The sequence below is a fragment of the Curtobacterium flaccumfaciens pv. betae genome (genome assembly GCF_026241855.1).
Classification (GTDB): domain Bacteria; phylum Actinomycetota; class Actinomycetes; order Actinomycetales; family Microbacteriaceae; genus Curtobacterium; species Curtobacterium flaccumfaciens.
Map to the genome: position 1 here is coordinate 2,824,652 of NZ_JAPJDC010000001.1, position 14,156 is coordinate 2,838,807.

Consider the following 14,156-nt stretch of genomic DNA (forward strand, 5'->3'; position numbering starts at 1 on the left):
TCGGCCTGCCCGACGTCTCCACCGGTACCGCCCCCGAACAGGACGACCAGGAGCACCAGTGACCAGCACGCCCAGTCCCCAGTCGGATGCCCCGCCGACGCCATCCAGGGCGCGGGAGCGCCGCGCTCCCCGACAACTGCGCAAACAGCGGAGCGGCGCCTTTGCCGGTCCGCTAATGGCCCTCCCCGCGATGAGCGGCATCGTCCTGTTCATCGCAGTACCCTTCGTCGCCGCGATAGGGCTGTCGTTCTTCAACGTCCAGATCGGGTCGCCGCGTCCGCCGACGTTCCTCGGATTCACGCAGTACGTGCGCCTCTTCGCCGACCCCGTCGAGGCGCCGCAGTTCTTCCGCGCTCTCGGCAACAACCTCTTCTTCGCCGCGGTCGTCATCCCGGTGCAGACCGGGCTGGCGCTCGTGTTCGCCGTCCTGCTCAACCAGCAGCTCAAGGGCATCAAGTTCTTCCGCACTTTCTTCTTCATGCCCGTCGTCTTCCCCATGGCGCTCGTCGCTGTCATCTGGCGCGTCATCCTCGACCGCAGCGGGGACGGTCTGCTGAACAGCGCGGTCGAGACCGTGACCGGCGGGACCGTCGGCGCGCACAACTGGCTCGGCTCCGGCAACACGGCGATGTTCTCCGTCATCGTCCTGTCGGTCTGGCAGGGCGTCGGCTTCCAGATGGTGATCATCCTCGCGGCCTTGCAGGAGATCCCCGAGGAGCGCTACGAGGCCGCACGACTCGACCGAGCGAACGTCTTCCAGCAGTTCCGCTACATCACCGTGCCCGGCGTCCGGAACACCCTGATCTTCGTCGTGCTGCTCACGACGATCTTCGCCTTCCGGGTCTACGACCAGGTGTACATCCTGATCACCACCGCCGGGGGGAACGAGAACGCCCTCCGCACTGTCCTGTACCAGGCGACGAACGCGATCCTCGCCGAGAACAGCGTCGGTCAGGCAGCCGCCATCTCGGTGGTCCTCTTCCTGATCATCGTCGTCATCACCCTCGTCCAGCGAGCCGCCCTGCGCCAGAGGAGCGAAAGTTGAGCACCATCCGACCCACCCGCAAGCGACTCTCGAAGGCCGGCTCCTACGCCATCCTCATCGTGATGTCGGCGGTCATGTTCTCGCCGATCTACTACCTGCTGATCGGCAGCTTCAAGCCGAGCTCCGAGGTCCTCGATGGCTTCACCGGTTTCCTCCCCATCCACCTGTCGCTCCAGAACTACCTCGGGGTCTTCAAGGCCCTCGACTCGGACGCGACGGGGTACTTCTGGCGGTTCATGGGCAACTCCGTCGCCATCTCGCTGGTCATCGTGCTCGGCGGGCTCGTCGTGAACTCGATGGCGGGCTACTCCTTCGCGCGCCTGCAGTGGCGCGGCAAGAACGCGGTGTTCGTCATCGTCGTCCTGCTGATCATCGTGCCGTTCGAGTCCGTCGCGGTCCCGCTGCTGTTCTTGCTGAACGGCCATCGCGACACCCTGTTCGTGCAGATGATCCCGTTCGTGGCGAACGCGTTCTCGATCTTCTTGTTCTACACGTTCTTCCTCAACCTGCCGAAGAGTATCGAGGAGGCCGCGCGCCTGGACGGTCTCGGGGCCTTCGGCACGTTCGCCCGGGTCGTCGTCCCGAACGCCAGACCGGTCGTCGCGACCGTGGCCATCCTCACGTTCCTCAGCTCGTGGGGGTCGTACCTCTGGCCGTCGATCGTGACGTCCGATCCGAACGCCCGCCCGCTCCCGCTCGAGATGAGCGTGTTCTCCGGCCAGACGCCGGTCGACTGGGGACAGACGTTCGCTTTCGGGACCCTGCTGGTGCTGCCGGTCCTGATCGTCTTCCTCGCGTTCCAGCGGTTCTTCATCCAGAGTGTCGCCGGTTCGGCCGTCAAGGGATGACGCTCGCTTGCTCGAGTCGACGTGGAACTCGTCGGTTGTGCCAGGCGGCACTTCGGCCAGGAACGCGGAGTCGGGTTGCGAGCTCGTCGGTGCGCAGAGGTCGCGGAACATGAACCAGCCACGGTCGCGCGGAGGGCAGGCTCGGGTCCGGATTCAGGCTCGGCCTCGAGAGCGGAGCATGCAATGAGTGAGGCGTTCTCTGGGGAATCGGCGTCTGTGCGGTCGACCCATGTGGACGAGCTGCAGGCACACGAGATCGCGAGAGGCTCACTCGGCGAATCCGATAAGCCGCCGCGGACGGGTCTGGATGAAGTCGACGATGACCTAGACGGGCGGCAGGTCAGGCGTCGCGGCAAGTGTTCGAGCCGGCGCCGCGGGGCCAGGCGTCGTCGGCTTCACCGTCGTCGTTCGGCATCGGCATCGGCATCAACACGAGGATGCCTTCGAGCTCCATTCTGAGCCGCGGCGCCTGCGCGAGCGCGTCGAGCGCGTCGAGTGACTTGCTGGACGTGGGCAGGGATGTGGTCGCGGAGTCATTCGAGCAGGCGCTCCATCTTGTTGGGCATCCGCATCGCCGGCCACAGCGTCACGGAGCTGCAGAAGCAGAGCATCGATGTGTCGCCAGAAGTGACCTCGAGACTGCAATACCGGGGCTTCGACTTCAACGACGATCTTGAAGGCAAGCTATGCCAGGGTGGAGATGCCCCCGAGCGAAAGGCGACCTCCCATGGCGCAAAAAGTCACCACGCACCTCGTCGACGACCTCACCGGCGACACCATCGAAGACGGCAAGGGCCGCACCATCACGTTCGGCTTCGACCGCGCCTACTACGAAATCGACCTCACCGACGACAACGCCGAGGCGCTCCGCGAAGCGTTCTCCGACTACATGGCCGCCGCACGTAAGGTCACGGGCCGCGCCGGGCGCACCAGTGGCGGCAGCGCGCCGAAACGTGGGAACTCGGAAGAGCTCGCGAAGATCCGCGAGTGGGCCAACGCGAACGGCCACGAAGTCTCCTCCCGCGGCCGCATCAGCCAGGCCGTCCGCGACGCATACGACGCTGCACACTGACGCCACTCCCCCACGAAAAGAGCCGGCCGCCCTCGAGGGCGGCCGGCTCTTCTCGTTCACGCCGATAGGGCGCTCTTATGTCAGATCGTCCTCAGATAAATCGTTCGGAGCCAAGGTCGGAAGAGCTTCATCTTCGGGGAATTGAACAGCATCGAGCAAATCTGCCGTACGACTACGCCGTGTAACAAGACTGATCCTCAGGCAGCCCGCGCGCCCCCTAGGAGCGCCGGCTGTCTGCCCTCGCCTGTACCCCATCTCCCGAGGCAGCCGTGACTCCTGACCTTTTCGGGGACATCACCATCACTGTCGCCGTCCTCATGCTCACGGCTGCTCTCGCGGCCGGATGGATCGACGCAGTCGTCGGGGGAGGTGGACTGTTGCAATTACCAGCGCTTCTCCTCGTCCCGGGCATCACGACCGTCCAGGCCCTCGCGACCAACAAACTCGCCTCGCTGTCCGGTACCACCACCAGTGCGGTCACCTGGTACCGGCGTGCCCACCCCGATCTGCGGACAGCCCTGCCGATGGCAGCTATTGCCCTCGTGGGCAGCTTCGGCGGGGCGAACTTTGCAGCCGCGCTCCCGGCAAGCGTTTTCAAACCCGTCGTCGTCGCGCTTGTCGTCGTAGCCATCAGGAGGTAGGCGTACCCGACGAGGCCAGCATCCACGGATGGGTCGGACTGGCTGACGTGCCACAGCCGCTCAACCGTAGAACACTTGTACATCGCGACGCTGTTCAGCGCGGTCTCAATACGGGGCTAAGCAACGGCCGCAGCCGAAGCAGGGATGATCATGGTTCACCGTGCTACCCCTGGTCGCGGCCGGCACGCTGACTGCCGTGTTGGTCCTGGGAAGGTTCAGCGCGACCAACTCAGCCTCAGGAAAATCGGTCGGGTTCCGGGCGACGATCTCGGATTGATCAAGAACGGTCCGTCAAGGGACCGCCCGCCAATCACCGCACCGCGGTCTACCAATCCTGCAGGGGCGCCCTCCACCTCCTGTTACGCCGGGTCCCACTCCGATACTCGGTGAAGACACCGGCCGCATTGCCGCTGCCAGCGTTCCGGCGACTCCGGGTTCGGGACGCTTTTTAGTGATGAGTCTTCGGTCTGCGTCCCACGTTCGTACTTCACCTGAGTGCAGTCTCACATAAATGGGCACCATTGCGGTCTAAGGTACTGGTCAGACGATCATATAGCAAACAGCTTCGGTCATCCTGATTGGCGCCGGACTTCGTTGCCAACCTGCGGGACAGCACGGCACGACTTCAACCGTGTGCACCTCCCGACGCAATGGAAAGGGAAGGTCATATGAGTATTCGGTCACGATCTCGATTGATGATTGTCACGACCTGCGGCGTGCTCGCTGCAGTAGGGGCTTTGGCAAGCCCTGCATTCGCCGATTCCCCTGTAGGAGGCGATGTGCTGCAGCACTCAGTCCAGCCTGCTGAGCAGACCGCAACGCCGGGGCATTGGACGCCAGCTCGCAAGGGAGAACCACTCCCAGTTGCTTCGGTGTTCCCTACACCGACCGCGCAGCTGCCAGTTGCGCGTACCCCACTGGTGATTCCAGCAGGCACCACGCGGGACTTCCACAACGCAGGAATCAGCGGAACGACGTCTGGAACCAGTGAGCTTCAGAACCCCGTGGTGGTGGTCGAGCCGGGTGCGACCGTGAAGAATCTTATCATCGAGCCGCCAGCGGCAGATGGAGTGCACTGCCTTGGAACGTGCACGCTCGACCACGTTTGGTGGCTGAGCGTTGGAGAAGACGCAGCGACCCTTCAAGAGGGCTCGCCAAGCTCTTCTGTCATGAAAGTCATCGGGGGCGGGGCAAAGAACGCCTACGATAAAGTGTTCCAGATCGACGGTGCCGGTACAGCGTCGGTGACGGGATTTACTGCCGAGAATATCGGCACTTTGATGCGCAGTTGCGGTCAGTGCGTGCATCAACACACGAGACATCTCTACATTCAGAACGACTTCATTCAGAACGGCAAGTACAAGATTGCCGGTGTTAACGTGAACTATGGCGATACGGCTGACATCTCCGACGTGGTAGTACGCGGCTCGAGGATGCAGGTGTGTCAGCGTACCATCGGACACACCGACCGCCCAGCGGAATATCTTCCGGGCGACATATCCGACGGGACCTATTGCCGTTTCGACCCGTCAAAAATTGTCTTCCAGGGGTGATTCGTCGAAGATAGTTAATGGAGCGCACTCCAGCCGGGCGATCCAAGAACCTATCCGCCAGCAGGCCTTCACGACTGGTTAGGCAAGGACGGGAGGCGCGGTGCCAGCTGGCACCGCGCCTCCCGTGTGGTTGCCGAGTACGTTCCTCGGCCCATGGCGTCGCCGATCGCCGTAACGCCGCCACCGGCTTCCCAGTTGTTAGCTGTAATCCGACAAACCTGGATGAGCCCCGCGGCGGCGGCCGGGAAGCGCGACCCGGGGCGCCTGAGCCTTACCCTGTCGGACGTCGTCGTTGCTGTCGAGCTCGCCGATTGCGCTGCGTCGCTCGGGAAGCGCCAGCAAACCGGTGCCTTCCCGGGCGGCGCGTCGAGGGCCGCACCGAAGGTCAGGATCAGTAGGCCGCCGACCTGCAACATCGCCGTGGCCTGCGCGTGCGGCGAAAGGCTGGCGACCAACGGCTCAAGGTAGGCGGGCAAACCATCCCCGGCGTCGTTCATGAGCCCCATGCAAGCCGCGCAGGTCACACCGTCGCGGCCGTGCTGGTCGCTCCGAAATGGTATGCAGCATGGCGTCGACGATCGTCTCGACTCTCGAGCGTGTGCAACGTCTGGATCAGGTAGAAGACAGCGGCCGGCAGCGCTTCCTCGGTGAGCATCACCATCTTCTTCGCCAGAACCGGAGGGATTTCGAGCGGCAGCCACAACGCCACACGCCGCATGCAGAAACGGCGCAATGCTGCAGGGAAATTGCGGACCGGTTGCCTTGGCTGCCGATGTTCGTGGCCCGCGAGGATCGGTATGCATCTCGCGAGAGCTCAAACACGTATTGCTTCTGCCCACTCGAGGCTCAGCTGAATTGTAGGTCGTCACCCTCGTCGTCGTTGGGCATCGGCACCAGGAGGTCATCGATCGCGAGGCCGAGGCGATGCGCTTCCGCGAGTACCTCGGCGGATCGTGCGAACGCTGCGGCCGCCCGCACCTCGAGCTCACCGGCCTCCTTGTAGGTCTCGGCAGCACTCAGAGCGTCGAAGCGGCTCGACTTCCGAGTGTGCGCTCCGACGTTCTCGACGAACCCGGACGAGCTGCGCCTGGCCGGGACGATGGAGGTGATCGACCGCTTCGATAGCGGCACATCCGTCCTGGTCCAGCCGTAGATGTCGAGCGACAGCAGCATCTTGGCTGCGCGACGCCACGGTTCGGTGACGGGGAAGCCACAGTCATGCTCGGAGAAATCAGCCTTCGTCGAGTCCAGGAGCGCCCGGGTCTCGTGCTGATGGCCGAGGTAGGCGTTCCCGACCACACGGAGCCATCGTGTGACGGCGCATGCCAGGCACGTGACCGGGTCGTCGTTGCTGGGGATGACGCGGCCGTGGATCTTCACGATGTTGCCGAGCTCGATCAGCCCGGGCGTGATGCTCCGGGCCTCCTGACGACTCAACTGCAGGAAGCCGACCAGGACCACGAGGAAGGCGTCACGCCGGCCCCGGAGGCCGGCTGGGTGGCGGTACTTCGGGATCTCTGCCAGCGCCCATTCGACGTCCGCGACCGACGCCTCCCCCTTCCAGACACGATCTACCGGCGGCACCATGATCGGGGACGGCTCCCCCGCGGCGAGATGCTGGACGGCGATCGCCCTGCGTCGGATGCCTCAAACACGAGGGGCAGGGTGCCTGATAGCCGATCGCTCACCGCACGGCTTGCATGGGTCCACCGGCATGGGGACGGACCGGGGGATCGTCAGCTCAACTCCGGCCCGCGCAGGAGGCTGGTGAGACCCCTCACCCGACCGTAGCCCTCGTAGCCGATATCGGCTTAGGAACGCAAGCGCCATGGGCAATCGCGCCCCGGTCCGAGCGCTAGGGCAACGCTCCAGGACCGGAGCGTCGATGCTCACCAACGAGCCTTGGTCGAAAGACCAATCGGGTGTGGCTCGCAGAAGGAACCTACGCGTCCTCGTTTCTGAGGAGAACCAGGTTCAGCACCTCAACCAGTACACCCGCAGCTCAGCGCACCACGCATCGCCACCGCGACGCGTCCGGTGATCTCGTCGACGAAGTCCTGGTCGTCGTGCTCGAGCATGTCGTCAGGGGCATTCGTTGCCATCACCGGGATCCCTGGGCCGAGGACAATGCTGGCGGTCACGCCGAGGCCGTCGTCGTCCGTGTTGGGGACGTCGACGACGTCTCCTTCCCCGGTTTGCGCGAGGATCGCCGCGTAGTGCAGGACCACCGATACGGCAGCGTCGCTGACCAGGATCGTTGCCGAGCCGTAGCCGAGGTTCTTCATCATATTCCAAGCAGGTGCCGATGGACCCGTTCCCATCGCACACCTCTTTGGACGGTAGTGAGAGTTCGCTCTCCCGAGGGTCAGCGATGCGGCACTTGGACAGCCGACGGCTCGGTGCCAGGCGGGCACACATGTTGGGCGAGGATCTTGGCTGCAGGTGCCGGACCGATCGGGTCGGAACGGTCCCTGGATGGGGACAGCGCACTTTTCTGGCCTCTGGCGGATCGAGCCGGGACTAGGGAGAACACCTCCCGGCTCGACCCGCACCTGCGTGCCGACGGCGTCTCGATAGCCGATGGCGGTTCAAGGGGTCGTTGCAACGGGTGTTTGTTTCGGGTCCGAGAGTAGCTGCTCGAACGCTTCTGCCGGGGTGCGATAGTCCAGCGTTTTACGGGGTCGTCCGTTGAGTTCCGCGGCGACTTCGCGGAGCCGTTCCAGGGTGTGGACGCTGAGGTCGGTGGACTTGGGGAAGTACTGCCGGTGCAGACCGTTGGTGTTCTCGTTCGAGCCCCGCTGCCAGGACTTGTGCGGGTCGCAGAAGTAGATCGCCAAGTCCGTGGCGAGAGTGATGTCTTTGTGCCGGGCAAGCTCGGTGCCCTGATTCCACGTCAACGACCGACGCAGATGCTCGGGCAGGGTTTGAATCGTGGGGATCATCGCGTCGCGGACCGCGTCGGCACTGTGCCCATCAGGTAGGTGGAGCAGCATCACGTATCGGGTCGTGCGTTCGACCAGGGCGCCGATCACGCTCCTGGCGTTGATCCCGACGATCAAGTCACCTTCCCAGTGGCCGGGAACGGCACGGTCGTCGGCCTCGGCAGGGCGCTCACTGATCAGGATCATGTCGCAGATCTTCGACCACGACGCCCTCCGGGGCTCGCCCCGGTGCCGGCGGAGGGCGCGGCCGGTGCGGAGGTGTTTGTGCAGGTCAGCGCGCAGGTGCCCGCGGCCCTGCACGAACAGGGACTGGTAGATCGTCTCGTGCGATACGTGCATCTCCGGCCGGTCAGGGAACGTCCTGGCCAGGTCATCACGGACCTGCTCCGGGGACCAGTTCCTCACCAACCGCAACTCGACCTGCAGGGCAAGCTCGACCCGGTCAAGCTTCCGGGACTTCGGGTGCCGCGCTCGGACTCGGCACTGCTTCTCCGCCGAGTACGGCCGGTAGTTCCCGCTAGCTGCAACGTTCCTGCTGAGCTCGCGACTGATCGTCGATGGAGCCCGGCCGAGGGCTTTCGCGATCGCGTGCACGCCGGCACCGTTGAGGCGCAGGTCCGCGATCTGCAGCCGCTCTTCCAGACTCAGGTACCTGTCCGAGCGCGGCTTGTGCGCGAACGGGTTCCGCCCGCCGGCGGCTTTGACCCATCGGTATCCCTGACGTCGATCCACGCCGACAGCATCACAGGCCGCCGTCCGCCCGAGACCTTGTCTCAATAGCTCCCAGAACCGCGCTTCCCGCGCACGGTGTCCAAGCCTCGCTCCCATCTGCAACGCTCCGATTCACGGTGGTGTTGCAACGACCAGCTGAACCCAAGGATCGGCTATCGGACGTCGGTGGCTGACTCCTTGAACGGTATCCGCTTCGACTCTGGGCGTGGGTGACGCTCCGAGGGAGAGACACGACCGGCGCGCTGTGCCGTTTGTGTCGCACATGCTCTTGGTATGGATACGTCTCGTACGACCCGGGTACGCAGACGGCGTCACACTCGCCGTGATGATCGTTCTCGGGGCCTCCCTGGTGCCCAACCGACCTCGCCGCAGCGACGTGGGTCAGTTCGTCGTCGTAGCCCTCCGCAATCCACTCCGTCAGTTCGGTGACTGCGTCGGCGTCGCCGTCGAACTCGGACAGGATCAACGCCTGGGTGAACGTCGCCTGCCCGGACGCCACGGCCGTGGCCGCCGCGTCCGACTTCGCGACAGTGAGGGTCTGCTTCACGGCGTCACGCTTCGTGCCTGTCTCGCGGGCGATCGCGGTGACCGACAGGCCCTCAATTTCCAACTGGCGGTACGCCGCGAGCCGGTCACCGTCCGTCAAGGCAGTGCGGCGCTCGTTCGCTACCAACTGCTCCGCAATCCGCTTGGCGGTGCTGTCGTCACGGGCCGTGACGAACACCGGGACAGCCACGGCAGCCTCGCAGGCGGCGAGGACGCGCATCTGCCCGTCGCGGACCACCACGGCCCCGTCGGCGTTCCGGTAGCCGATAGTCGGCAGGAGCACCCCGTGCTGCTTCACGGAGGCCAGGAACGCCGGGTCGAGATCGGCCGCGGTGCGGACGTTGTTCTCGATCACCACGTCCGCCGCGGGGACGCGCACCAGGTCGACGCCCGCCGCAGCGGGAGTCGCGTCGACGGCGACCGCGGGTTGGGGCTAGTCCGTCATGTGGGTGACGGCGATGTTCTCGATGAGTCCGAGAAGTTTCGACCGGCGCCATCCATTGACGGAGGAGATGAGCACGAGGGTGCCGGTCGAAAGTTCTCGCGTGCGGTGGTGGCGACGGCTTGCGGCCCGGAACCTCGTCCGTACAATCGCCGAAGGCTTCCCGGGCAAACAACGAACCCGTCAGGGTTCGACAAGCACTGGCCGGCTTGCCGGCTCCCCTCAGACAAGATCAGCCCGCCAAAGGTGGCCCGCTCAGACCAGAACAGGCCACCGCCGGCGACCCGCTGAGGATTCCGCGCACACGAGGAGCTCGCCGGCGCGCAGAGGCCGGCGATGTGAAGCGGCCCCGGCCTGTTGAGGGGAACAGAACGGGGCCGCACTAGATCGAACCGATCGAGGCGGCTCAACCAGGTGCACCCGGTAACCCGTGAAAATATTCCGAGTGCAGCAATGACGCTATGCGGGGCCTTCGACGCCCAGCAACCGGTTTGGCTATGACGTCGCTGAGAGCTCCACGCGGTGCTTCACAGCAGCCCGCCTCACCCATGCCGCGGTCGCGGTCTGACCGCTCCCTCACTCGATCAGGACGGCGTCACTGGTCGCGGCGATCACCTTCGCTTCCACGCGGCGATCGACACCGCGGTAGTTGCGGATCCACGCGTGCACGGGCGCCGCCGGCACGACGTCACCCACCGGTACTGCAAACGGGTGCCTGTGCCTCATCGGGATGCTTCGCCGAGACAGCTGCTCGGTTCCCTCAACTCGATCGCCACTCGAGATGAGCGCCAGCACCACGGTGGCCATCCGAAGCTCTACGAGGAGCTTGGAGAGACGCATGCGGGTGCGTCTCCGCGACTCGGCCGTTCCGTTATGAGCACGGATGGCCCTCCTGAGGGTATTGAGCGTCCTCCGAAAGTGGACCCGGCATCGAGAATGTACTCCCCTGGTCATCCTCATCGACGAGACCCAATCCGCCGATCCGGCGGGGCTACGGACACTGGTCTACGCCTGGCAGCACCTGCAAGCTGAGGGCACCGATGTCCCAGCCGCGATATAAGCCGCAGGCTTTCCGAACGCTCCCGAAACCATCGCGGGGATCGTCACGTTCATTGAACTCTGCGCCTACCGACCGCTCGGGCCCCTGCACCAGAAGGGGGAAGAGAGCGTCAACCCTTCCGCAAAAGGCGCTCATAAGGCGCGCCCTCATCCCGTCACTCGCGCCCTGTCGGCCCGCCCAGGAGGCAGGAGCAAACTTCTTCATCAGTTTAGTACTCGCCGCGCTCGGGGGCAGGTAGCTACGGATCCGGGCTTACGACATCGCCTAGGCCCCCTCGCTTTCAACCACGAGAGTTCTTACCAGGCCACCGAATTGAGCAAGTTGTTCCGACGCACTCATCATCGCTCTGCGCGGCGCAGAAACCTATTCTGGATGGCTTCGGAGTTGATGTACGCACTCCTCCTCATCGGTAGGACCCCGGACGGCTACGAGTTGCCCTCCGCGCTCCGCCTCCTTCCGGTGGAACTCACGCCACAACGAGAGGGAGCGCCCCGATCTGAACCGGGGCGCTCTGTTGGATGCTAAGAGCAAGTTAAGGCTGTCACCCTTGGCGAGTCCTAGTCCCTTCAGCCTTCGAAGCCGATGCGATTCACACGCCTTTCGACTGCAAACCGGGCGGGCGGTCGTTGAAAATGATCCAATTCTTCGCCATGCCTGGGAAGAGCGTCCCACGACCGCCGGCGAAAGCATAATCAGGGTTGCATCCTGGAGCCCCAAACGACTGAACGTTGAGCCGGGCGTCGGGTAGCGAGTAGCTCCAGTTAGCCCAGGGAATCTGCTTCGGTCGATAGTTTGTGATAGTAATGCAAGTCCGCAAGCCTTTCGGCCCTGACACCAGGATCGACCGCACATCCGACGAGGTGCCCCGCCATGCTGTGTGGAAGGTAACTGCCACGTTGCTACCACTGGAGTTGTCGAGCGTCTCGGCCTGTGCAGACTGAGCAATCCCGGCACCAGCCACGATTGTTGCCGCACCAAGCAGGACCGTGGTTGCCGCGTAGGTGTATCGTCTACCAATTCGCGTGTGGTTGAGAGAGCGCATGAGATCTCCTAATAATGTCTTGTTCGGGATCGAATCGTGCTATCGAGCGTCGTCACTCTGTCGGATACCGAGATGATCAATTGTGCCAAGGTTGCGCATCCACGTGTGGCTTACGTGAGGGATGCTTCAAATCGAGGGTAGAATAGTATCGATAGATTTTATTGACCGCCATCCCGGGACATGGATCCAGCTGTGAAGTAATTTGGGGCATGCCGGTGGCTACAGCGAAATGCTCACATGTGTCCATCGAAAAGAACTTCACCGCAGTTGATCCTTGCCAAGCATTGCCGTAGTATTTCTTCATGAACTGCAGCTTGCTCTGACACGTCGAGTCACCTCCGTTTGCCACTTTCACGATGAGTCCTGTGCCATACCCTCCGCTTTGATTCGAAGAATTGTATGCCCCACACACGCGGTAGCCGGCCTGCGCCTGCGCCGGCGCCGGGCCGGTAATGACAAGCGCACTCACTGCGCACAGCAAGGCGGCCGAAATCATCACACCTCGCGAGGATCGAAATTGCCCCTCGGGGATGGCGGCCTTTCGGCTACTGAAAATCATATTCCTCATCCTTTTCATCATGCTGATAAGTGTTCGAGCACTCAAGGTCTCGCTGTTTGTGGGACACCCCGATCCAGTCGTCGATCTCGAACCCCTCGACGTGGAGGTCCTAGCTGGTCGTCGACAAGAGAAGGCGCACCGCAATGTTCTCTAGACGATCGTATAGCCGGGTGCTGGTTCGCGCGAGGGAGAAAGCCTGAGAGTCCACAGGGGTGCCGGCCTGAAGCTCACTGCATAGCGGCCAGCATGAACTGGGCGCCGGTGAGTAAGACGCGCCCTCTGCCGTCTAATCAGAGCTCCACCTGGTTGGGGCTGAGGCAGCAGCGAGAGAGGCTCTGGGGCCTCTCGCTGTGCTGACTGCTTCGGATACCCGACCGTTAGAGGCTCGTCTGCTGAACCTCTAGGGAGGAGGCCCTGTGAGTGCCCATTCCTGATGCATCATCAAGAATAAATGATATCGAGGCCGTGCAGGCGTTCCTATGAACCCTCGCTACGTCGCAGCGAGTTAGCGCTGCGAGACGCACGAATCGACCAAAATCCGCCTGTTCGATTCCGACCTACCAAAAATGTTATTTATTCATGCAGCGCTCCCCCGGCTTGATTAGGGCGAAACGCGGGTTTACCAGCCGATCGTGTGCAGTATTGCGAGCGTCATCGGCCCGGGACTTCGAATCGTCTCGCCGTAGTTCAAAACGGCAGTCATGAGTGCGTCCGGGCTTCCTTCTGGATACGCTCCGCATGGGTCACCGAAGTCCGCGACGACTGGGCAACTGTCGACGCCCATTAGGCCGACCGTAGGGGGCTTGCTACGATGGAGGAGAGGGAACTGCGACGAGGAGCAGGCTGAGTGGATGAGATGACCGCACCAGAGCGAGCACGGCAAGCGATAATTGTAGCGGCCGGTGCCCAATTTGCCTTGTTTGGCTACGAAGCAACATCCCTATCCCGAATCACGAAGGCAATGGGGAAACCAAAATCAGCGATCGGGTACCACCAATTCCCGTCGAAAGCCTCGCTTGCCTTAGCGGTGATCGAGCAGCAACAGCAACGGTGGAGGACAATCGCGGAGGTCATACCCAAGAGGGCACATCTCGAATATCTAGCAACGTTGCTCCTAACGACGTCCGTCGAAGCACGACAGTCCCCAATCGCTGCGGGCGCAATCCGGCTTTTGCACGAGGCGGCTTCGACAAATTTTCCCGTTCCTCCCGGCTTCAATTGGCCCGAGCTGATAAACCGCGAACTTCATGCTTGCTTCGTTGATGCAAATATTAACCCACGGTTACTACCCACGCATGCCGCGTCACTACTTCTGAATGCTAGTTACGGTCTCTTGACATCGTCCCAAAAGTTCGGGTTCGAAGAATTCATCGATCACCTTAAGGCTCTTTGGATCCCACTATTCGAGTCATTTGGCTTTCGAGATGCGGGAGAACGCATTAATCAAGTGGGGCCCGCATCAATGCCAAACGAACTGAACGCTGCCTGTTGAACTGCATCAACAGCATTAGGAAGGTTGATACCCAGAACTAGGAGGGCGTCGCTAAGGATTCAACCCGTCGGTATATGCAATACCTTCCCTTTAGTTCTTCCCGGTTGGATGCTCGATCAAGTCGCCGCCGGGTCCGTCCGCGTGGTGTCGAACACGGGCAGGATCGGGAACCGGGGATACTG

13 protein-coding genes and 1 pseudogene are annotated in these 14,156 nt (G+C 63.0%); 6 read left to right on the forward strand and 8 right to left on the reverse strand.

Features of this window, described 5'->3' with window-relative positions:
• The first annotated feature begins 190 nt into the window (after positions 1 to 190).
• The 5 genes and pseudogenes from ORG17_RS13265 (at position 191) to ORG17_RS13285 (ending at position 5,159) form a co-directional block, all read left to right on the forward strand.
• Positions 191 to 1,045, forward strand: coding sequence for a carbohydrate ABC transporter permease (locus ORG17_RS13265; protein ID WP_250892534.1), 855 nt, complete (start codon positions 191 to 193; stop codon positions 1,043 to 1,045).
• A complete protein-coding gene (locus ORG17_RS13270) occupies positions 1,042 to 1,893 on the forward strand; it encodes a carbohydrate ABC transporter permease (protein ID WP_214527738.1) in 852 nt (283 codons plus the stop codon). The genes ORG17_RS13265 and ORG17_RS13270 overlap by 4 nt, the downstream gene beginning before the upstream one ends.
• A 700-nt stretch (positions 1,894 to 2,593) precedes the next feature.
• Positions 2,594 to 2,965 (forward strand): histone-like nucleoid-structuring protein Lsr2, encoded by a 372-nt coding sequence (locus tag ORG17_RS13275; protein WP_372450005.1) that lies wholly within the window; start codon positions 2,594 to 2,596, stop codon positions 2,963 to 2,965.
• A 317-nt stretch (positions 2,966 to 3,282) separates the two neighbouring features.
• Positions 3,283 to 3,597 (forward strand): annotated as a pseudogene (locus ORG17_RS13280) (TSUP family transporter); the annotation flags it as partial.
• A gap of 704 nt (positions 3,598 to 4,301) precedes the next feature.
• Positions 4,302 to 5,159, forward strand: coding sequence for a pectate lyase (locus tag ORG17_RS13285; RefSeq protein WP_214527737.1), 858 nt, complete (start codon positions 4,302 to 4,304; stop codon positions 5,157 to 5,159).
• Between the two features lie 520 nt (positions 5,160 to 5,679).
• Here the strand turns inward: ORG17_RS13285 and ORG17_RS13290 are convergent.
• From ORG17_RS13290 to ORG17_RS13325, 8 genes are all read right to left on the reverse strand, one after another.
• The gene (locus ORG17_RS13290; RefSeq protein ID WP_214527736.1) at positions 5,680 to 5,868 is read right to left on the reverse strand and encodes a hypothetical protein; all 189 of its coding nucleotides are present in this window, start codon (positions 5,866 to 5,868) and stop codon (positions 5,680 to 5,682) included.
• 137 nt (positions 5,869 to 6,005) lie between these two features.
• Positions 6,006 to 6,746, reverse strand: coding sequence for a hypothetical protein (locus ORG17_RS13295; RefSeq protein ID WP_214527735.1), 741 nt, complete (start codon positions 6,744 to 6,746; stop codon positions 6,006 to 6,008).
• A gap of 395 nt (positions 6,747 to 7,141) precedes the next feature.
• The gene (locus tag ORG17_RS13300) at positions 7,142 to 7,444 is read right to left on the reverse strand and encodes a hypothetical protein (RefSeq protein WP_214586073.1); all 303 of its coding nucleotides are present in this window, start codon (positions 7,442 to 7,444) and stop codon (positions 7,142 to 7,144) included.
• Positions 7,445 to 7,747: 303 nt separating this feature from the next.
• Positions 7,748 to 8,929 (reverse strand): IS30 family transposase, encoded by a 1,182-nt coding sequence (locus tag ORG17_RS13305; protein ID WP_214527733.1) that lies wholly within the window; start codon positions 8,927 to 8,929, stop codon positions 7,748 to 7,750.
• Entirely contained in the window at positions 8,844 to 9,734 is an 891-nt protein-coding gene (locus ORG17_RS13310) for a hypothetical protein (protein WP_214527732.1), read from the reverse strand. Before ORG17_RS13310 ends, ORG17_RS13305 begins: the two co-directional genes overlap by 86 nt.
• Before the next feature lie 663 nt (positions 9,735 to 10,397).
• Positions 10,398 to 10,661 carry a hypothetical protein gene (locus tag ORG17_RS13315; protein WP_301565304.1) on the reverse strand — a complete coding sequence of 88 codons (264 nt, stop codon included), beginning with the start codon at positions 10,659 to 10,661 and terminating at the stop codon, positions 10,398 to 10,400.
• Between the two features lie 809 nt (positions 10,662 to 11,470).
• A complete protein-coding gene (locus tag ORG17_RS13320; protein WP_214527730.1) occupies positions 11,471 to 11,923 on the reverse strand; it encodes a hypothetical protein in 453 nt (150 codons plus the stop codon).
• A gap of 76 nt (positions 11,924 to 11,999) precedes the next feature.
• Positions 12,000 to 12,482: a hypothetical protein gene (locus ORG17_RS13325; RefSeq protein ID WP_214527729.1), complete on the reverse strand. Its 483-nt coding sequence runs from the start codon at positions 12,480 to 12,482 to the stop codon at positions 12,000 to 12,002.
• A gap of 856 nt (positions 12,483 to 13,338) precedes the next feature.
• On the opposite strand from ORG17_RS13325, the gene ORG17_RS18535 reads away from it, so the two are divergent.
• Entirely contained in the window at positions 13,339 to 13,974 is a 636-nt protein-coding gene (locus ORG17_RS18535; RefSeq protein WP_367616873.1) for a TetR/AcrR family transcriptional regulator, read from the forward strand.
• The last annotated feature ends 182 nt before the right edge of the window (positions 13,975 to 14,156 follow it).